Origin of the sequence: Nonlabens xiamenensis, from assembly GCF_003865345.1 — a bacterium.
Classification (GTDB): Bacteria; Bacteroidota; Bacteroidia; order Flavobacteriales; family Flavobacteriaceae; genus Nonlabens; species Nonlabens xiamenensis.
On record NZ_RMVE01000004.1, the window covers coordinates 73,462 to 94,501 of the forward strand.

Below are 21,040 nucleotides of genomic sequence, written 5' to 3' on the forward strand. Positions count from 1 at the left end.
TTAAGAGTTATTTTTAATGGTCTCCAGAAACGCTCTCCTGACTGATGCGATAGACGAATTTTCCAAATATGTGTTTCGCAATTCTTGCTTTAGTGCTGTATGTTCTTTTGAACTCAGTTCATTGATTTTTTGGACGTTATTTTTCAAGCTCTCTTTAAGTGCCTGATGCTCTAAAAAAAACTGGTTTTTAGTATTTGACAGCCTTTTTTCCATAGCACCTACCTTAGTGCTAATAATTAGATTACCAGCTGCCATCATCTCTACTCCAACGATTGGTCCACCCTCATGAAATGAACTTATAATATTGACATCTGTTTCCTGGTAAAATTGCACCAGCCCGTCGTCATCTAAATTTCCCTTGTACTCAAATTGATCATATTTGGATACAAATGCTTTCACTTGGTCTATTAAAGGCCCATCTCCAGCGATTTTCAGTGGTAGTTTTAATTGGTAAGCCGCTTCAAGAAGTTCTAAGATTCCCTTCTCAGAACTCAATCTACCAACATAACCATATACAGGAGGATCTTTGTGCTGTAAAGGAAGATTTAATAATTGTTGCTCTAATCTGGTGGATTGCTCAATGTAGGTTACTTTTTCAAAGCCTTGCGTGCGTAGGGCATCAAAATTCTCAGGTGAATGTACAATAAAATGAATGTCTTTTGAGAGCGTTTTTGAGATCTGCTTAACCTTTACCATCCCAGTGACTCTAATAAACAATTGCTTTTTAGAAGAAGTTTGGGCGCTTAGTAATGAAATCCATTTATCACATATTTCGCCACTATAAAACAGCAGGTCGAAGTCTTTGGTAATATCGATAATGATCTTACGATAAATCTTATCAAAATCTACTAAAGAACGGGTCAAACCGTTTTTTAGAAAAAAATAATGAGGGGGTTTTCTAGAGTGGTATTTTTTAACAAGATAGCCCGTCAAGGATATCAAAGGATAGCGCTTGGTTATCTCTTTACCGATTGACGTAAAATTTTGCGCAGGAACCTTCTCAAATGCGATAGACTGATCAGAAACCACTGTTGTAGAGAAAATAGAAACCTTGTACAGATCATCAAATATCTGATACAAGAATCTTGTCATACTTTCTCTACCTCCAAATTCTGAAATGGGCCCCAATATTAAAATCTTGCTCATGAGAAAAAGATCAGCTCTTAGATATAAGTAAAGTTACCTTTTTATAATCGCTTAACGAATGGATAAAATGTCGCTTAATATACCCTGTCTAAGTAATTATAAATTTGTTGATCGTTCAGCCCTTTCTTTTTCAACACCCATCTGAGAAATTTTTTAGTTTTAAATAACTTCTTGAACAAAGTGAAGTCCAACCAATATTTAAAAGCGTTTTTTTCTAATCGATCAAGTGAACTATAATCGTTGAATTGAGACGAAACAGCATCTAGTTGTTCAAATGCATCACTCATCCATTCTTCGTGAACATTACCCAAGTGGTAAGCATTATTGGAATAGGTTGATAATCGATAGCCGTTTGATAAAATAACAGGCTTATCTAAATACAGGTATTCACTATCGCCATCAATCAAGTAAGGAGAATTTCTTTCGGGAAGGGCTTCAAAAACCTCTCTTTTATAAGTAGCTACAAAATGGGAACAGCCCACTACAGCTTTGAGGCCATTCTTAGATTCTAATGTAGCAATACTATCTCCAAATTCTTCTGGAAGGTATTTCCAGCCAATACTTTTAGCAAAGTTTTCTAGCGCATCTTTATCTTTTACTTCAGAAAACTTCAACTTGTTTGAAAACAAGTAATCTTTCCAAATATTGTGAGTCAAGTCAAACTGCTTTCTGTAAACGGGAACTGGACAAACGGCACCAGCTCTAGGAAATGCCTTAAAAACGCGAACCACTTCCTGCTCCCAGTTATTTAAGAAAAGTACATCGGCATCCGTTATGGTAATCAAACGTTCTTCTGCCGTGCGTATGGCTTTTAAAACACTATTGATTTTCCCAATACCTTCACGTTCAATGATCAATTCATCAATCTCTTTCTGCTCGTAGAGTTTAATGAGTCTTTCATTGATCACCGGACTACAATTGTTACTAATGATGGATATCTTAAGAGCAGAAGTCGAGGTTTTGAGAAGCGAGCCTAAACAGAGCTCAAAAATCTTATATGCATCCTTAAAATAATCATTCTCATGTGGAATGAACAAAGGAATTACCACCCTATGGTCGCAAGGCGCCTTTATTACAGGCTTTCCTCCTTTTACTGGATTGACGCCACTCCTCATTGCTGATGCTTATAATGTGCTAATAATTTCTCGATACCCTCATTTAGCGGGACAAGACTACGATCAAGCACTGCCTTCATTTTTGAAATATCAGGTTGCCTTCTAGTCATATCACCTTCTTTAAGCGCTGGTAGGTGCACAATTTTGGAATTGCTATTGGTGATTGACAATATAGTTTCTGCAAGCTCTTTGACCGTGTAAATGGTATCACTACCTATATTATAGACATCGTTTGCATATTGATCATCAAAGAAAATACGACATGATGCCTCAATATTATCATCTATATAACAGAACGTACGGGTTTGTTGACCATCTCCGTAAATCGTGATATCCTGATGATTGACCGCTTGTGCCAACAATTTAGGGATGACAAAATCTTCACTTTGGTGCGGACCATAGGTATTGAAGAATCTAAAAATAACATAAGACAATCCATACTCTTGAAAATAGGACCTGAAATAGGCCTCTCCCACATTTTTTACCACTGCGTACGGAAGTTTAGAATTCAAGGGAGTTACATCTTCAATTTGGGGAAGACTTACAGGTTCACCGTAAACTTCGCTGCTGGAGCTGAAGGCTACTTTTTTGACCCCTGTATTTTTAGAAAGCTCAAGAATATTCTTGATACCTTGAATATCATTGAGTACATTGATAGGGTTATCTAATGTACGTTGCACGCCCACTACCGCTGCATAGTGAAATACAAAATCATAGGATTTTGACAACATGACCTGAGATAAGGCCTGCAGGTCGTTGACGTCTAACTTTACAAAGGAAAAATCACTGTGTTTTGGTAATTTATTGACATCACCTGTGCTAAGATTATCCAGTCCTGTAACCTTGTAACCTTGCTGTAAAAGATAATTGGCTAGTGCACTTCCTACATTGCCCGCTACACCAGTGATTAGAATATTTTTTTTCATGAGGGATTAAAAAAGCAAATATAGTTTATATGGATTTGAGCAGAAGACCTTTAAAAACTTCTCCTTTCCCTGTGAATTGGAAAGAAAAATAAATGAGTTTCAACAACCACAATTGCTTTTTTTCAGGCATTAAATGGCGCAATTGCGCATACATTTCTCTGTTCATCTGTGATTTACGCCAGGCTGGTTGTTTCAAGGCGGTGACAAACAGTCCGATCAATTCTTTTATCAATATCCGGCGAGCTGCAGGTGTGGTCAAGGTTGGGTATCCAGTGACAAATTGATAACGTACGCGAAAACTTGATGCTAATTTTGTTGCAGATGCTGGACCATGGGAAATGCTTTGGTCGTGTTTTCTAAAGAAAACCAATGCCTGATCAACGACACCATAATTGGTGGTCTGGGCTAACAATCTACCAAACATATCCAATTCTTGGGATTGATGAAGGTGCTCATCAAAGAGAATCTTGTGATTGATGAGAACCTCCTTTTTGATCAATGGAGCCTGAGTCAGCCACTTTATACGATGTGAAACGTAGTCATTAAAAGGATCATCAGAATGTAAGTTGATTGACCTGGGTGTACCATTACCATCAAATTTGCCTTCAAAAACTAGGGTCTGACAAACATTAAAATCGTATGCATGATGATTGAGATGTTGGACTTGTAGCAGCAACTTATCCGGATGCATTAAATCATCACTGTCAAAAAAGTTGATATAAATCCCAGTGGACTTTTCAAATCCTATATTTCGGCAAGCATTTGCACCCTTGGGTCTTTCTTGATCACGCTTGTACAAATGAATACGGTCGTCTTTTTTTACATAAGATTCAACCACATCCACGGTGTTGTCTGAGCTATGGTCATCTACTATAATACATTCCCAATGGGTATAACTTTGCTTTAAGATGGATGCTAAAGTCTCGCCAATTAAGTGACCTCGGTTGTAAACAGGTATAATGATTGAAACCAATTTATTCATAAATAATGAGGTCCTGTGGTCTTATTTAACTCAACGTGCTGAACGATCTGATCCAATTCATTAGACAAATTCTTGGTAAGCGATCTATAGTATGTATAAGCATCAAAATTTCCTTTTAAAATGTTTTTAACGCTCTTGCGCTTGAATTCTTTAATTTTTTTTCTAAGAATGACTTCATTGTTGGGGACGTTTGGATTGGCCACATAATGTTTGATTTTCAACATCCTTTTGTCCACATCCTTAATGGAATACCGCTTAATATCCTCCATTTTTCTTTTTGCTCTATCGTGAATCATTGCTGCTGAAGGAACGACACCAATTTTGAGCCCATGATACTTTAGGCGATGACAATAATTTTCATCCTCACCATAGTGGAAAAAAACAGGATCAAATCCGCCGATGGTTTGCAATGTTTTCTTTGGCAAAAACCATCCAGCTGCATTGACAAAAGCTATTTCATAAACCTGTTTTAATTCTTGATTAATCGCATCTGAATAGAAATCAGGATTGTGATCATACTGCAGATAATAACTGAATAATCGATCCAGCTTGCGATCAGTGCCATCAAAATGGATCGGGCTCAAGAGCGAAAATTCTGGATGATTTTCATAACAGATTTGTAGTTTTTCAATGGTATCCGTTCTCAAGTAGGCATCTTGGTTTAAAAGAAAACAAGATTCGGCTCCTTCTTGCAGTGCATGGGTCAAACCAAGATTATTGGCCTTTCCAAAACCCAGGTTTTGGGATTGAGCAAACAGCCTGTGTTGGGGGTAATGGTCAGTAATAAACTGAACCGTATCATCTGTTGACGCATTGTCCACAATAATCACTGGATATTGAGCGGGTATGGATGCTAGACACTTCTCCAGCCAGCGCATGCCATTATAGGTTACGATAATGATAAATGTTTTAGTCATGCCTACCCAAATAGCGTTTAAGCTTTCTCATTATTCTGGCGCTTAAACCGAATTTATTTTTCAACTTCAATTGGATATCTGCATGCAGGTAAGGAAAAAACTCTTTATACAAAATCCTATTATAGTGCTGATAGTCCATGATCTGAGTTTTACTATTTACACTGGTCGCTTGTTCTAGATGCAGTCTAAATTTTACCAAGGAACGATTGATGATCGCTATTTTGGCAAATTTAAGGATCCGATAGTAAAACACATAGTCTAAAATCTGTTTTAGATGTTCATCAAACAAACCTGTTTGCCGAATGATTTCAGTTCGGAACATTGTACAACTAGGTTCGCCAATTTTATTTTTCAATGGGCTTAGGAACCATGGTTGCGACATCATGGTATGATCAATCAGGTCCACATCCTTATCGGATTGAAATTCTGCTTGAAGGTTTTTAAATTTTTTGATCCATTCATTTATTGAAGTAGTTGGACCAGATTCTACGATGAATTCGCGTTTTGAACTCACCAAAGCCACTTCAGGCGAAGCTTCAAGAATAGCTAACATTGCAGATACACAGTTTGGCATGAGCACATCGTCTTGAAATAAGAATTTGATATAGTCACCTTTCGCGAAAGCGATACAATTGTTCCAGTTGGCCCCAATACCAGCAGGTTGATGATGTAAAATACGGGTGGGAATCGGATTGTTTTTTCTGAATGCTTCAACGATTTCCAAGGTACGATCTGTGCTGGCATCATCACTGATTACAAGTTCAATATTTTTATAGGTTTGCTCACGCACTGAGTCCAGGGCTTCCTGTAGGTATTTTTCACCGTTATAGGTAGGAATACAAATAGATACTAGGGGTGAGTTCATTTTTATTTGATAGTTTCTTTTAAAGAGAAGCTTTTACATGTGCGGAAAGGTAAGGATTTGACATTTATACCATTTTAATGATTGATATAACGTATATGGGAATTGATCGCTATAATTATTATCCAATCTAGATCTATACTGTTCAATTAGTGGTTGATTATTAAGCGAATATCCTAATATCAATCCAAGTCATTGCATTGTGAATAACAACTTAGATGAAGATATTATAGGATGGGATCGGATAAAGTAGATTCAATAATATTAAGTAATTTAGGAAAAACCACATCAGATTTTGAAGTTTGAAATTGGATCCTCGCTTGTTCTCCCATGGTTTTTATTAGAGATCGATTGTTGTAACAGTTGGCAACCGCCTCTGCCATCCGCTGCGTATCTAGATAAGGAACAATCACCCCACCTCCATCAACGATAGATTCATTGATCCCTGTGGCTTTGTCGAAAGTAATGATGGGAACTTTAAGAAGCGCATTCTCGACACATACGAGTGGGTATGGATCTTCTCTTGAGGTGAGCAGAAATACAGAGAAATTGCGATAAGATTCTATTGGATCAGACACTGCACCCATGAATTCTACTTTCCCTGCGAGACCAGCCTTGGAAATATCTGCTTCGTAAATGGTTCTAAACTTTTTATCAATGTGACCTAGCCACTGAAATTTGGCCACTGACATGGGATTTTCTCGAAAAAAATTGATGGCTACCTGAACAAACAGCTCTGGTCCTTTACGCCAATGAACCGTACCCGAGCCTCCGATGATAAACTCCTGGCTTTCATACTTCTCAACCTTTATATCCTTAGCAGGAGTTTCCCTGACCAAGCTAACATTGATTTTGGAGGTATCTAAATAAGCTTTCAAATCATCTATGACTAAGCTGGAGGGTGCGACAAAGTGATCTACTAAATCAGATTGCGCCCGCCATCTTTGATCCAGAAGCTTGAGCATAATATTTGCTTCATGAATATGACAGATCAAGGGCACTTTTTTAATTTGCTTGATTTGAGTCGCCAATAAAAAAGTAGGCACTGAATTGGCATATATTAAATCCACATGAATATCCTCTAGGGACTTTAATACAACTTCCGAAAAGCTTTTGTGGAAGAATAGTTTCTCAACTTTGCTTAGAATCCTTCCTTTTTTACCCTGAGATTTGGGAATCAAAAGTAAATCAGCCACGCTTTGAAACTCTTTCTCTAGCTCCCCTGACTTCATACCTACAACCATCAGCGTATGGTTTGTATTTTCTTTTAACCAGTACATAAAATTCAACATCACCAAAGGCGATCCTGTACGAGTCAATTCGTGAAGTGCAAAAACTAAGGTCATTTTGATTCGAGGATTTTAAACATAGCTAAAGTCGTGGAATAATACCCAATCTAGTGAGAAGTTTGATTTTTCTGGATCTATTCATTTTTTGAAATAGCGTTTGGTATTCCTCTAGTTCCAAAGCATCTTCTACAAATAAAGGAAAATGTTCTTGAAGAACGGAGGTCCTTTCTCGGTCAATCAGTTCTTTGTTAGCTGGGTCAGCGCTGATCCCGTCATGATAATGATCACTAAGAACTTTTGGTACATGCCCGTAAGTGGCATTATGCTTAGCGACAGCCAAAATAAAAAACTTCCAATCAGAGACAATCGCTAATGACTCGTCGTAAAAACCAAATGTATAGAACAGTTCTCTTTTAATGAAGGTGACTTGATGAAAAGGCATTTGCTTTCTTAAGAAGGAAAATGTCAATTTATCTGGTGCTTGTCTAAGAATGGCCTGATCGGATTTAATAAGCCTTACATCAAAATATATAAAATCCGTGCTGAGTTCGCTTTCATAAAAATATTGAACAGCCTGAGGTGAATAAAATGCATCCCCACTATTAAGAAAAAGTACATACTCACCCTTTGCTGCTCGAATTCCTTTGTTCATAGCGTTGTAAATACCATCATCACTTTCTGATATCCAGTGATCAACATATTCAGAGAATTCTTGAATCACCTCCACACTACCGTCATCTGAACCTCCATCAATGACCAACAATTCGTAGTCGGTGTTAGACTGGGTTTTAACACTTTCTAGAGTACGCTCTAAACCTATTGCGTCGTTGTAGTTTACCGTTATGATTGAGAGTTTCATCAAAAAATATTGAGCTATTTATTCACAAAGAGAATTAGGATCCGGCCGAATTTAAGTACTTATTTCTTATGGCTTTTATATATATGTACTTTTTATCATAATTGAGACTTAATGCTTTTGCTTGATTTTTAGTAAATATGATCGACAGTCTTAATCAAAGAAAAAGAGTAAGGTCTCATTTTACTTTTAATTTTTTAAAAAAATATGCGCACTTTGAAGCTATTTTGAAAGTCTTTGATGATTTGATTCTCTGCAACTCTTTTTTATAATCCTCCTTGGTTTTATGAAGATGATCAGTTCTGAAAAAAGGAGATAGATTTGATATTTCAAAATCGCCTTTGGTTGAGGGGTAATTACCATATTCTTGTAAAAATTGATCTCCTAAAAAGCGTTGATATTGTAGTAAAAGACCTTTCAATTCATCATTGTTTTTTGTCAAATCCTTGCTTTCGGATTTGGTTTGCTTGTAAGATTTACCAGAGTTTTGATATGGATCTCCATACTTACCTTTGATCTTAACGTTCCGTTTTGTATCTAAAAAATCAATTTGAAACGAAATTCCCAACCATTCATAAATGCGTTCAATTTCATTTAATTGGTCGTCAACAATGTTTTCGTAGTATACTGTTTTGACTAGTGGATCATTTTTATGTTTCAAACTAAATTCATGTAGCCTTTTAGGGGCTAATAACAAATCACGCTTGTACGGCTCCAGTAGTTCAATCGATCCCTTATTCCAAGTATTGATAATTGATTTAAATACGTCAACTGGATTTCTTTTTAGAATAATCATCCTAGAATTGGGAAATATCTTTTTAATCTCATCAATGATTTCCCAATATCTGGGAGTTTTATCTATTACGTAAGGATAATCGTTAACCAAGGGCTCATATAATGAAAGTAGAAAGTTCTTAAACTTGGACTGAAAATTATCAGTACCTGTATGTCTTAAATAGGTTTGAAAAGCGTCATTTCCCAAAACATTGTCAAATTTACTAGATACAAGATCGCTATTGATCTGATTAGCGAAATTTAATAGCAACCAATGTTCGCTTATCGTATTAACATCATTATTGTTAGACAATAAGTTTTGCAACAGGGTTGAACCAGCTCGTGGTTGAGAAATGATGAATATGATATTATTTTCTTCCAAGATATTTTCTGATTCTGCTTAATAAGGCTCTTTTTCTACTTTTTTTCAACTGCGCCGTTTTCAACTCATTTAGCCTACTAAAAATTTCTTTTCTTTCATTTCTTCCCAATTGCTTAATATCTTGGCGATATTTCTTAAAAATATAATTATATGCTGATATGTGTTGTTGTATAGGTCGTTTAGACAAACCACTTTTACTTTGTCTAATATGGGTGGTGACCACATTTGATCCAACAATCTTGAATTCTTTTGAAAGTCTAATCCGGAAATCATAATCTTCGTATAATTCAAGTTTATGATCGTAACCTCCTATTTCCTCTACAGCATTCTTTCTTATCAATTCCATTCTAAAAAGACTGTTTCTAGGATAATTCCTGCACAACGTCCTTTTAAAACTCGAAGTTATTAAATCATCTGTTTGTTCCGCCCATGTGAAAAGGAATTTATCTAATTCTTCTGTGTAATAAGAATTATTGGAAAAAGCAACATCACAATTGTAGTTTTTAATAATTTCTACTTCTGTTTCAAGTTTATTTGGAAGGTATAAGTCATCACCATCGCAATAGGTAAAAAAGTCGCTGGTAACCATGGAAATGGCCTTCGATCGAACTTTCGAAACACCTTGATTTCGTTCAAAAATGAAATACTTTATAATCTTATGTTGATCTGCATAATACCGTATCAATTCATCTGAGCCATCAGAAGAACAATCATCGACAATTATGATTTCGTCAGGCATTAAAGTTTGCGCCAAAACTCCTTCGATAGCTTCTCTGAGAAATTCCTTTTGGTTGAAGGATGTGATATAAACTGAAATGGTCATTTAAAGCTCATAATTATATTTGCCAGATAAATTCTCTACCAAGTTTATCATCTCTTGTTTCTCATTTTCTTTCCAAGCTTGATATTCAGGGTAGTTACTCAATTTAAACATATTTCTAGGTTCATTACCAGTAATAGTTACTTTGTTTACCCGCTTATTAGATAACGCAATTAACTCTTTATCAGTTAAATGATTATTAATCCCAATAAACTGAAATAATGACTTCAGTACGGTTAGGTCTTTAGTGAGGTCTTCCAACTTTAATGTAAGGAAACAAGGTAGATGATCCTTTTTGAACTCTTCAATAAAATCATGAGTGGCGTTCCAAACCCAGGCTAATTTTTCAATTTGCGAATACGATTCCCAAACCGAACGATCTGGGTTTTTAATTCTTCCCATCTCCCAAACCGTGTCGTTCCTGTGCCATCCCTTCATTATCGCACTTCGAATAAAATCCCCTGGGTGCCTAGTCAGATGAACAAACTTAGCTTTAGGAAAAAGTGATTTTATTTGATGAATATAAAAAACCAAACACTGATTAGATTCTAAATAGATCTTGTTCTGGATGGAACTCTGTAACATAAGTTCAATTCTAGCAGACTCAAATATCATTTGAAGCGTTTCATGCTTGTCCTGATTAAATAAAGCATAATCAGACAATAAAAATAGATTAGGAAATGCCTCGTGATGAGCGTCTATTTCAGAATAGTTTTTGAAAATTCTTTGAATGAATGCCGACCCTGAACGCCCCGTATTGAGAACAAAAACAGGTTCGTAATTTGCATAAAATTGATTTAGGAATTCACTACTTACGTGATGTATTTGCTGAAAATTTGAAGGTAATGAGTTTTTACTTGTCACAGTATCTAATTTATTATTGTGAATATTTCATTCTTTTTGATTTCCAAACTCCAACTTCAATAAAGATATGACGATCTTAAATGTACTGGTCTAGATAAAACTCTACATATTAATTTCACTTTAGATTAAATCGACTCCGTATTCGATCTATCAAACCAAGATTACTAGTAATAATTTGTTCTTGCTTCTTTTCAGAATTTTCTTTAGACCAGAATCTCAAAGCGTAGTCGATTACAGATTGCAAGTTTTCTGTATACATAGATAATTTTTCCTCTACTTTTTCATACTCTTTCTTGTTGTGTGCTTCGTATTCATCAAATTCACTTTTCTTCCAATTTTGGTCATTCCCAATGTGAAAGGTAAGATGTTCTTCGTCAAATTCTTTAAAATTGGAAGAAAAGACAGATAGATTTAAATATAACGATAGCCCAACATATCTAGCTCCTATAATAATGTCTTCCAACTGAAGTTTATAAAATAAATCACGTTTAAAAACGAAGCAATCAAAACCTGGATGCTTTTCCCCAATCTCACTATATGCAGAATACAGAGTATCTAAAGAATGTAATCCTGAGATCGTGCGCCGATTAATCACAAAGGCATCCAATCCTTCTTCAATCTTTTGTTTGACAAAAAGGTAGAAATAAGGCTGTAAAGCAATATCGCTGTTTGTATAAATGATAAAGTCAGAATTAAGAGCTGCTGCGCGGCCCAGAATATCGTTTAATACTGGCAACTTACGCCTCTTTTTGAAAACACCTAGATCAAGAACCGATCTCTGTAAGTTTTTGGTTTTTATGAAACCATCAGGTATGATTTTTCGATCCTCCTCATATTGTGTGGTGGCTAGATTTACATCAACAACTCCTTCACTCAACTTCTGTGCTATCAACATCGTTTCAAATGTAACGGGCTGCGCTATGAAGAGATCAGATTCTGAACCAACCAGAACTGGGTTTATAATGTGAGCAATTCTAATCATTTAAAAAAATTAAAAAAACGTTGACGCTTTAAAAATTCCTTAGACTTTTCAAAGTTTGCCGGAGTAGAATCGAGATCCATGTTTTTGTTAAATGGATGGTATTGCGTAGCTCTTTGATATGTTAAGTTAGAAATTGACCTTAAATTGGATCTGTCAATTTTATCTTTATCTATAAAAAATAGATTCTGGTAATTCCTACCAATGAACACAAATTCTGTTCTTGACTTAAAAAAATTAAATATTTTTTGATCAAACTCCGATGAATTGCTTTCAATAATTAATAGTGAAATGTTCACTTCGTTAAAATCTATACCTTTCAAAACCTCCAATTCAAAGCCTTCCACATCAATAGAAACTACGTCTATATTTTTTGGAAAGCCTGGATTTTCCTTCAGTATTTTTCCAAAGGATTTTGCATCTACCTCCAATCGTTTAGGCTCTTCGTACGGCAACCCACGATTTGCATATCTTCTTTTTATGTCTTCCTCATCGAAAGAGCAACCTGACAACACGCCTATTTCCTCAGCAAAAAAAGTAATTGTATTATTTTGATCACTTTCAACTACGGCACAGTTTACATTAATAGCATCAGGCCTGTTCAACTCAAGTTCTTGAAACATGATTGGGTTGGGCTCTATATTCAATGTCTCCCAGCCAATTTTTTCTAAGCTATACGTGTTGCTTAAGTGCATGCCATCAAATGCTCCAATCTCCACCGCATAACCATTTTTTTTCTTTCCTAGCAATTGCCAAGCTATGTAATCATCACCATGCTGGCTCAAGGAGATAAACGCATTTAGGTCTGGCCATTTTAATTCGTACCCATTTCGATCTAAATATTTATAAGCTATTCGTTCAATAGATACTATTTCCTTTTCATTTAATTCAGTTAGAAATTGATTGGATTCACCACTATTTATATGGTTGTGATGAATTAGGGTTTCTTTGTTGAACACCTGACCGTATGCTTCTTGTTTATTTTCGTTATTTAATTCTGTCTGTGTTTTTTTAATCTGATTGATACCAAGAGAATCAGCGATTTCAATCCTCTGCGGGTCAGAAATGTTGATATTGAGAATGGATTCAAAATATTTTAGTTCCAAGATATAATCCTGAGTAAAATCTTCGTACTTTCTTGAATGAATTGGAACAGGAAGATTTACCCATTTATAAAATTCATTTAAATAGGTATGGGTAGCATTCTCAATTTCGTCATCATTCTGTTTTATCCATCCTTTTTTTATCGAGGATACGATCACATCTCTAACGTCACGATAACAATGAAAAACTATTGCATTCTCGTCAACTATTGTTCTAAGTATTTCATCATTAAAGGAGTGAACTTTAATGACCTTTAAACCTGAATAGCTAGAATATTTATTTTTTATCTTGCTGAAATCTTCTATTTTAAAATAAGGTATCCTTATTCCTAAATTGTCCGTTTCAACAAGTTTGGATACTAGATTGTATTGCAATGTAGAACCTGACCTTTTAGCGCCTGCACAAATTACCCACATATTAATTTTTTATTTTTTCAAGATTCCATTCAAAATCTGGTCTTAATGGCCCTTTTGATTTTCCAAACCAGCGTCCTAACTCAATATTCTTTGGTATAACATTAAATTCAATCACCTGCTGCTCTCTAAACAATACCTCTTTTTCTTCGTTATACACTTGAAAATCCAACGTAAATATGGTTGAATTAAAGAAGTTGGGAGGTATTTTCATCATAAATCTAATTCGCCCTGTGGTGTTATCAGCAGACACATTCTCTTCAAATTGACTCGTGCAAGCAAAGATAACTTCCTTATTTTTTTCAAAAAATTGAGCATTGATGTAGTAATATTTGGAAACGTCGACAACTTGAATTTCTACGGTGAATTCGATTGAATCATCCATGGCGATTGGAAGACCACCAGGTTTATTGACGGCAATAACTTTAGCCTCAATTAACTTTGTGCCATCAATCGTTGAAACTTTATCTTCTCCGTATTTCCTTGCATTAGAAACCACTCCTTCATCATTTTCATTGAGATAAAATGAAACACAATCATCGGTTGTTCCTCTAAAAGCTATTTTACCATTCTGCAGGGCAATCCCTCTCGTACACAAACTTTTAACTGCAGCCATGTTATGACTCACAAAAAGAACTGTTCGACCTGAGGTATCAGAAATATCCTGCATCTTACCGATGGCTTTTTTCTGGAACTCGGCATCTCCTACGGCCAATACCTCATCAACCACCAAAATATCAGGTTCTAAGAATGCCGCCACCGCAAAGCCCAGACGTACACGCATACCGCTGCTGTATCTTTTAACCGGTGTATCTATATACATCTCGCAACCTGAAAAGTCGACGATTTCATCAATTTTTGACGCTATTTCTGCCTTGGTCATCCCTAAAATAGCCCCATTTAAAAAGATGTTCTCCCGTCCTGTCAACTCAGGATGCATCCCAGTACCCACTTCAAGTAAACTAGCGATCCTACCTTTGGTTTTAATACTTCCCGTAGTAGGCGCGGTGACTCTTGATAAAATCTTTAACAATGTAGACTTTCCCGCTCCATTTTTGCCGATAATTCCGATAATTTCGCCACGTTTTACCTCAAAATTAATATCCTGAAGTGCCCATACATAATCACTGGTTGCCTTGGCACTGCGATCATTCTCTGCTCCTATCTTTAGATATGGATCTTCTTTACCTCTTATTCTATGCCAGAATCTGTTGAGATCATGTCCCAATGATCCGGTCCCCACAAGTCCTAATCGATATTGCTTGCTTAAATTTTCGACTTTTAAAATCACATCACTCATGGTCGTCAATTTTAAATGAACAAGCGCTTAAAAGCCCCTTTCCCAACTCAAGGATCATCTCCCTATCTGGCAAATTTTGTCCATGTTTCTGAACTTCTTCAAAATTTATCTGGTGATCGTTTTGAATAGAAATAGGTTCATAAGGATTCAATCCCACACTGAGAAAATAATCATGGTATTTGACTCCATCCCCTGTAAATTTATCAGAAAACTTGACTTGTACAGCTGGGATTCCGTAGGCGTGGGCTACGATCAATCCATGCAAAGAAGATGATAAGATTTGTCGACATGATAAAATGTCACGTGTAGTGTACTCTACGTCATTGGAATTGAAATCGATAAGCTTCACATCTTTGCGATCTTGTAGCAAATCCCTTACCAGGTCAAGGTCATTGATATGTGGTATAACGCCCAATTCATGGGTCTTGTTGATCTCTGGCGCGAAGAAATCAGGTAGCAGCAAGGCAAGATCTCCGTAAATTTCTGGACAATCTATGTTCAAATCCAGGATTCGCTTTCGCGAAAGCGGACCTCTTACAGCGGGATAAATAGCTTTAGGCATCTCACTATCTACATTCATGACGCTACTACCCCAAACGGTAGCATAAGCAGCCAGGTGATCAATAATACTTCCTACGGTCGCATGATAGGTTTTGGGTTTTTGCCAGCATTTTTTGTCCTTATTTCTAAAAAACCTTGGAGCCCTGCCTGTAATTTTCTCGTACCAGAAGGGACCGATCAAGTCCCCATAATTTTCAAAAGGGTTCTTCTGAATATATCGCTCACTCCAACAGTATAATCGATCGTGTTCCATTATACAGTATCAATAAAATTACGTTCTGTTCTATTGAAGATGACAAGCCCTATGAACATCATGATAACCCCCAGTCCCAGTGCGGCTAACAGAGGTATTATGTTGGGTTGATCACCGCCTAGTAGCATATACCGCCATGCCTCAATTACTTGGGCCAGCGGGTTATATTCAATCAGCCAATAATATTCATTCAGCTTTTTCTTGGCCTCCTGTAATGGGTACATCACAGCACTGAGATACATCAATAAATTAAGTCCAAAACCAATCAGTATACTGAGGTCTCTATATTTTGTGGTGAGCGCAGTTAATATAAAACCAGTCCCTAAAGCAATACTAGCAATAGCTAGAATAGGAACAAAAAAGAGAAACCAGTCAAACCCTGGAGCAATATCACTACCCTGGTATAAATAGTAGAAATAAAAGATGATTAAAATGAATAGTTGAATCGAAAACTTAAACAATCCAGAAACTGCCTTACTCAACGGAACGATGACCCGAGGGAAATAAACCTTACCAAAAAGGCCTTGGTTGGCTTTAAAAGTACTGCTGGCAGAATTGAGACATTCTTTAAAATAAGTCCACAATACCAGACCCGATAAATTGAATAAAAATGGGGGTACACTACCTGTGTCAATTCCTGCGACGTTGTTGAAGATCAAAGTAAAAATAACACTGGTAAATAAGGGTTGTATTAAAAACCATAGCGGCCCCAAAATAGTTTGCTTGTAAACGGTAACAATATCCCTTTTTACAAACAGCCATAATAAATCACGATACCTCCAAATTTCTTTAAAGTTCAGATCAATAAACTTTGCCTTGGGTTTAATCTCATACAACCATTCTTGTGATCCTGCTGCCATCTTCACTGTTCCTTTTATTTTTTCCTAGAAGTCCATTTAGTAAGAAGACTTTTAAGACCCGATGACTTCTTTTCATTCTCATGATAACCGTTCCCATAAGCACCGTAACCATAACCATAACCGTAGCCATAACCATAGCCATAACCGTATTTTCCTCGTTCGTTGAAATAGTTAAAGACAAAACTTACATTACTGATCTCTTCACGTTGGTATTTCTCGTTGATGACGTCCAACATTCCTTTTTTGGTATAGCCCTGTCTTACCATATAAATACTGGCATCTGCATGACGTGCGATTTCTAAAGAATCCGCGACAAGACCTAAAGGAGGTGTATCCAATATGATATAATCGTATGCTGTCTTAAAACCTTCAATCATTTCAGATGCCCGCTGCGACATGATCAATTCGCTGGGATTCGGTGGAACTGGTCCAGATAAGACAATGTCCAAATGATCGATTTTAGTAGATCTTATCATTTCCTCCATGGTACAGTCGCCCACCAAGTAATTAGATACGCCCAGGTCATTGTCAATCTCAAAATCATCAAAGATCTTCGGTTTTCTTAAATCCAGTCCCACCAGCAAGGTGCGTTTTCCGCTTAAAGCGAACACCGTGGCCAGGTTGATACTCGTAAACGTCTTCCCTTCCCCACTCACACTACTGGTCACCATGATGGTCCGCGAATTAAACGTAGTATCTGGGTTATATAAGAAATGTAAGCTCGAACGCAATCCTCTAAAAGATTCGGCAATGGTTGATTTTGGTTTATCGTGAACAATCAAATTGGTTGGGTGGTCCATTTTACCTACTACACCCAGCAACGGAATTTTAGATAATTTTTCAATATCCTTAGGCGCATGAATATAATTATCAAGAACGGTTAGAATAAAGGCGACACCAATAGGCATCGCAATAGCAAGAAGCAACGCGATGAGATAATTGATATTACTATCCTGTGACCTTCCCCCTTGACCTACATCTTTGGCCTCATCAATTACAAAAATATCTGAAACATTAGCCGCCTTGACAAGCTCAGCTTCCGCTTTTTTGGCCAGGAAAATGTTGTAGGCATTTTGTTTAACGTTGAACTCTCTTTGAATTTTTAAATACTCTTGCTGCTCTTTGGGCAACTTCCTGATTTGCGCTTCTACTTCATTGATGTCTTGGTTGAGCTCTCTCAACTCATCGGCCAATTGTATTTTTGAACTGGCAATGTTTTCATAAATCACATCTTTAATCGCATCAATATCCCGGTCGATGCGCTGAAATACAGGAGCATCTTCTCTAACTGCAAATTCGCGTCGTTTGCGTTCTTCAGACAAGGCAATGATTCTGGCAACACTTCCAGTGATATTAGGCTCGGTAATCCCAACGACCGTAGGTGCCTGAATAGCAGTATAGTCTGTTTTATTTTGCAGGTAAGATTTCAAATTATCGTAATAATTCACTTTGTTAGTAAGCGTATTACGACGCAGTTCATAGTTGGTCAATTTTTCATTATAATCCGAACTCTGCGCACTGGCATCAATCAGCTGGCTGTTGCTTTTGAAATCATTTAAAGCTTGTTCAGACTCCTTTAAGGCATCTGCCTCGGCAATCAATGTGCTGTCGATGTACTCAATCGTACTGGTGGCAAATTTATTCTTGCGAAGCAGTTCTCCCTTTTCCAGTACTACCGAACTCGTATTAATATAATCGACCAAACGCTGTTTATTGGTCCCTTCAAGGCTCAATCTGAGTATTGAGCTTCCATCGGGCATCTGTTGTATACTGATCTCTTTGTATCTATTGACCGTACCCCAGTAATTACCAAAGCTGATCAACCATTCTCCAGCTTTAATATTTTCAGTGCGTTTCTCAATTTTCGCATGAAGAAAAGGCAGATCAATGGACTCACCAAAGCTATAGCGCTTTGACCATTCTCCCTGAGTTACCGGTATATTGTCTGCTTTGAGTGTGGTATAGTTATAGACCCTAGCTGAAGCAGAAGGAAAGTTGGTGCTTAATTCAAATGTATTTTGATCCAGAACTTTTACCCGTATGGATTTCCCATACAATTGCCATTGATTGGTATCAGCATAAACGAAGAAAGGGGTTTGTTTATAGGCATCTTTGTTGTAATAGTCACCTTCTTTGATGTAGTTGATGTAATATTGTAGTTCATCTACCACTTTTTCAGCATGGCTCCTGGATTTGAACTGGGTTATTACCGTAGTTACCTTATCGGTAGTTCCTCCCCAGTTAAAAGTCAAACTGGTGTTATTGGTGAATAATGGATTGGTATTATCTTTAATACTAATTAAAGAGTCAATAGAATAAAATGTTTGTATAAATTGATTTTTGTAATACGCGTAACCTACCCCGATCACAAGACACAATATAAATAGCCACCAAAGTTTAAGCAGCTTAGTCAGAAATTGCCTAATATCAAAGATATTGGACAGCGAATTAACTTCTTTTTCTTCTTCTTCCATGCTAATTGGATATTCTGTCAATCAATAAAACCGTTCCCACTACTGCGGTAAATACAGATAAAATAGTTGTAAATGATGAAAGGCCAGTGGTTCCTGTCCCCAATGCTTTTTGAGGCAATGGGTTCACTACAATCATATCATTGTTTTGAACATAATAATAAGGCGAATAAACCACATCCATACTGGTCAGATCCAATTCGTGGGTGCGGACTCCATCTGGATATTGCCGTACAATTTTTACTGCAGTCAGATCTCCGGTGATGGGTACACCACCACCGTCGGCAATGGCCTCGACGATACTTACTTGATCTCTATAAATATTCTTTTGACCTGGCCCATTTACTTCACCTACCATGGTATATCGCAAACCATCGAGTTTTACGGTAACAAAAATATCTGCGTTCTTTTTAAAAAATTCAGCCAGTAAGCGTTTTTCAATAAGCATTCTCAGCTCTTCCGTGGTCATGCCCAATGCCTTGATCTTACCCAACTGCGGTACACGTATATCACCGTGTTGATCCAGGCTATAACCAGTAAAGTACAATCCTCCACTACGCGTACTTTGTTGGGTAGTTCCAGGTCCAGAGTTCGAAACATCAAAACCTGTAACCAAATCTGGGTCTGTAGGCGCCTTGATCTGAATGGATAATATATCGTTTACTTGCAGTCTATAGGGTGCCTGCACTTTTCTAATAGAAATCAGAGAATCGTTGAGGGCAGACTTTGATTCTTGAAGGTAAGTGATCTTGGAAGTCGGTACGCAGGAAGATACCAGCAACACCACGCCCAAAATAAATAAAGCCAAAAGCTTGCGCATAGTCAGAATTGTGTAAGCTGCAAATATAAAGTTATTGTAATGAAAACACCATTTAACCAAGCATATTGCATTTTCATCGGAAAATCAATCAAACCACCATACCCGCAGCTACCGTCTCATGGGTTTGCTCATCTACGAGAATAATGCTTCCTGTAATTCGATTTTCCCGATAAGTATCCACCAACATGGGTTTACTAGTCTTTAAAGTCACCCTACCTATTTCATTTACCTCAAAGGGATCTGTAGTTTTCTCCCTGGATAAATTTTCCATATTGATTTGATATACCTTTTCTTTGATCATGCAGGTTTGCTCATTGTTGCAGTGCATGATTTTATATTTTTTACGTAGAACGGAAGGATTGGTATGTAGCCAACACAGCATTACATCAAATTCCTGAACAGCTTCAGGTTGGTTATTCGGTCGGACCAACATATCACCTCTGGCAATATCAATATCATCCTCCAGGGTCACAACGACTGACATCGGAGCAAAAGCTTCTTCCAATTCCTTTTCTCCAAGTTGTATACTTGCGACTTTGGAAGAGAAACCGGATGGTAAAGCCACCACAGCATCCCCAATTCTGATCACGCCACTCGCCAACCGCCCAGCATAACCGCGGTAGTCAGTAAAGCCTTCTCGCTGTGGCCGTATAACTGTCTGTACTGGTAGGCGGAGATCCAATTTATTTAAATCACTACCAATATGCATATGTTCCAACGTATATAACAATGGCGCACCCAGATACCAAGGCATATTTTCTGATCGGTGTACGACATTATCGCCATTGAGTGCACTCATGGGAATAAAAGAAATATCTTGAATCAACATTTTGGAAGCAAAGTGCTCAAAGTCGCTGACGACTTGTTGAAATACCTCTTCTTTGTATTCTACCAAATCCATTTTATTGATACAAACTACAATATGTGGTATATTGAGTAAACTGGCGATAAAAGCATGTCTTCTGGTCTGCTCTACCACACCGTGTCTCGCATCAATAAGGATCAAAGCTACATTGGCCGTAGATGCACCGGTTACCATGTTACGGGTATACTGGATATGCCCGGGAGTATCCGCTATAATAAATTTTCTTTTTGGGGTAGTAAAATAGCGGTAGGCCACATCAATGGTGATACCTTGCTCCCGCTCGTCCCTGAGTCCATCGGTAAACATGGCCAGATCAATATTTTCCAAGCCTTTTTGTGTACTGGAGGCTTGAACTGCATTAATTTGATCTTCAAATATAGATTTAGAATCGTAAAGTAAGCGTCCGATCAAAGTACTTTTACCATCATCTACACTACCTGCCGTCGTAAATCTCAATAATTGGTTTGATGCAATATCCATG

Annotated in this window: 19 protein-coding genes; all 19 read right to left on the reverse strand. The window is 37.1% G+C overall.

The window, feature by feature from the left end; genetic code table 11:
* The 19 genes from EGM47_RS11270 to EGM47_RS11360 all read right to left on the reverse strand — a co-directional run bounded on the left by EGM47_RS11270 (nucleotide 1) and on the right by EGM47_RS11360 (nucleotide 21,039).
* Nucleotides 1-1,146, reverse strand: coding sequence for a glycosyltransferase family 4 protein (locus EGM47_RS11270; RefSeq protein ID WP_124980925.1), 1,146 nt, complete (start codon nucleotides 1,144-1,146; stop codon nucleotides 1-3).
* A gap of 74 nt (nucleotides 1,147-1,220) precedes the next feature.
* Nucleotides 1,221-2,261, reverse strand: a complete 1,041-nt coding sequence (locus EGM47_RS11275; RefSeq protein WP_124980926.1) for a glycosyltransferase — start codon at nucleotides 2,259-2,261, stop codon at nucleotides 1,221-1,223.
* Nucleotides 2,258-3,187 carry an NAD-dependent epimerase/dehydratase family protein gene (locus EGM47_RS11280; RefSeq protein ID WP_124980927.1) on the reverse strand — a complete coding sequence of 310 codons (930 nt, stop codon included), beginning with the start codon at nucleotides 3,185-3,187 and terminating at the stop codon, nucleotides 2,258-2,260. Before EGM47_RS11280 ends, EGM47_RS11275 begins: the two co-directional genes overlap by 4 nt.
* A gap of 25 nt (nucleotides 3,188-3,212) precedes the next feature.
* Nucleotides 3,213-4,169, reverse strand: a complete 957-nt coding sequence (locus EGM47_RS11285) for a glycosyltransferase family 2 protein (RefSeq protein WP_124980928.1) — start codon at nucleotides 4,167-4,169, stop codon at nucleotides 3,213-3,215.
* Nucleotides 4,166-5,086, reverse strand: a complete 921-nt coding sequence (locus tag EGM47_RS11290) for a glycosyltransferase family 2 protein (RefSeq protein WP_124980929.1) — start codon at nucleotides 5,084-5,086, stop codon at nucleotides 4,166-4,168. Before EGM47_RS11290 ends, EGM47_RS11285 begins: the two co-directional genes overlap by 4 nt.
* Nucleotides 5,079-5,951 carry a glycosyltransferase family 2 protein gene (locus EGM47_RS11295; RefSeq protein WP_124980930.1) on the reverse strand — a complete coding sequence of 291 codons (873 nt, stop codon included), beginning with the start codon at nucleotides 5,949-5,951 and terminating at the stop codon, nucleotides 5,079-5,081. Before EGM47_RS11295 ends, EGM47_RS11290 begins: the two co-directional genes overlap by 8 nt.
* A 224-nt stretch (nucleotides 5,952-6,175) precedes the next feature.
* Nucleotides 6,176-7,294, reverse strand: a complete 1,119-nt coding sequence (locus EGM47_RS11300; RefSeq protein WP_124980931.1) for a glycosyltransferase family 4 protein — start codon at nucleotides 7,292-7,294, stop codon at nucleotides 6,176-6,178.
* Nucleotides 7,295-7,319: 25 nt separating this feature from the next.
* On the reverse strand, nucleotides 7,320-8,096 hold the full coding sequence (locus EGM47_RS11305; RefSeq protein WP_124980932.1) for a glycosyltransferase family 2 protein: 777 nt from the start codon (nucleotides 8,094-8,096) through the stop codon (nucleotides 7,320-7,322).
* 175 nt (nucleotides 8,097-8,271) lie between these two features.
* Nucleotides 8,272-9,249, reverse strand: coding sequence for a sulfotransferase family protein (locus tag EGM47_RS11310; RefSeq protein WP_164510866.1), 978 nt, complete (start codon nucleotides 9,247-9,249; stop codon nucleotides 8,272-8,274).
* Nucleotides 9,236-10,072 (reverse strand): glycosyltransferase family 2 protein, encoded by an 837-nt coding sequence (locus EGM47_RS11315; RefSeq protein WP_124980934.1) that lies wholly within the window; start codon nucleotides 10,070-10,072, stop codon nucleotides 9,236-9,238. Before EGM47_RS11315 ends, EGM47_RS11310 begins: the two co-directional genes overlap by 14 nt.
* Nucleotides 10,073-10,933: a sulfotransferase gene (locus EGM47_RS11320; protein WP_164510867.1), complete on the reverse strand. Its 861-nt coding sequence runs from the start codon at nucleotides 10,931-10,933 to the stop codon at nucleotides 10,073-10,075.
* Between the two features lie 115 nt (nucleotides 10,934-11,048).
* A complete protein-coding gene (locus EGM47_RS11325; protein ID WP_124980936.1) occupies nucleotides 11,049-11,915 on the reverse strand; it encodes a hypothetical protein in 867 nt (288 codons plus the stop codon).
* Complete coding sequence (locus EGM47_RS11330; protein ID WP_124980937.1) at nucleotides 11,912-13,432, reverse strand: FkbM family methyltransferase; 1,521 nt, start codon at nucleotides 13,430-13,432, stop codon at nucleotides 11,912-11,914. The genes EGM47_RS11325 and EGM47_RS11330 overlap by 4 nt, the downstream gene beginning before the upstream one ends.
* A 1-nt stretch (nucleotide 13,433) precedes the next feature.
* On the reverse strand, nucleotides 13,434-14,729 hold the full coding sequence (locus EGM47_RS11335) for an ABC transporter ATP-binding protein (RefSeq protein WP_124980938.1): 1,296 nt from the start codon (nucleotides 14,727-14,729) through the stop codon (nucleotides 13,434-13,436).
* A complete protein-coding gene (locus EGM47_RS11340) occupies nucleotides 14,722-15,543 on the reverse strand; it encodes a polysaccharide pyruvyl transferase family protein (protein WP_124980939.1) in 822 nt (273 codons plus the stop codon). Before EGM47_RS11340 ends, EGM47_RS11335 begins: the two co-directional genes overlap by 8 nt.
* Nucleotides 15,543-16,403 (reverse strand): ABC transporter permease, encoded by an 861-nt coding sequence (locus EGM47_RS11345; protein WP_124980940.1) that lies wholly within the window; start codon nucleotides 16,401-16,403, stop codon nucleotides 15,543-15,545. The genes EGM47_RS11340 and EGM47_RS11345 overlap by 1 nt, the downstream gene beginning before the upstream one ends.
* A gap of 14 nt (nucleotides 16,404-16,417) precedes the next feature.
* Nucleotides 16,418-18,877, reverse strand: a complete 2,460-nt coding sequence (locus tag EGM47_RS11350) for an exopolysaccharide transport family protein (RefSeq protein WP_124980941.1) — start codon at nucleotides 18,875-18,877, stop codon at nucleotides 16,418-16,420.
* Between the two features lies 1 nt (nucleotide 18,878).
* Nucleotides 18,879-19,694 (reverse strand): polysaccharide biosynthesis/export family protein, encoded by an 816-nt coding sequence (locus EGM47_RS11355; RefSeq protein WP_124980942.1) that lies wholly within the window; start codon nucleotides 19,692-19,694, stop codon nucleotides 18,879-18,881.
* A gap of 88 nt (nucleotides 19,695-19,782) precedes the next feature.
* Nucleotides 19,783-21,039, reverse strand: a complete 1,257-nt coding sequence (locus tag EGM47_RS11360; protein WP_124980943.1) for a sulfate adenylyltransferase subunit 1 — start codon at nucleotides 21,037-21,039, stop codon at nucleotides 19,783-19,785.
* Nucleotide 21,040 lies beyond the last annotated feature (1 nt).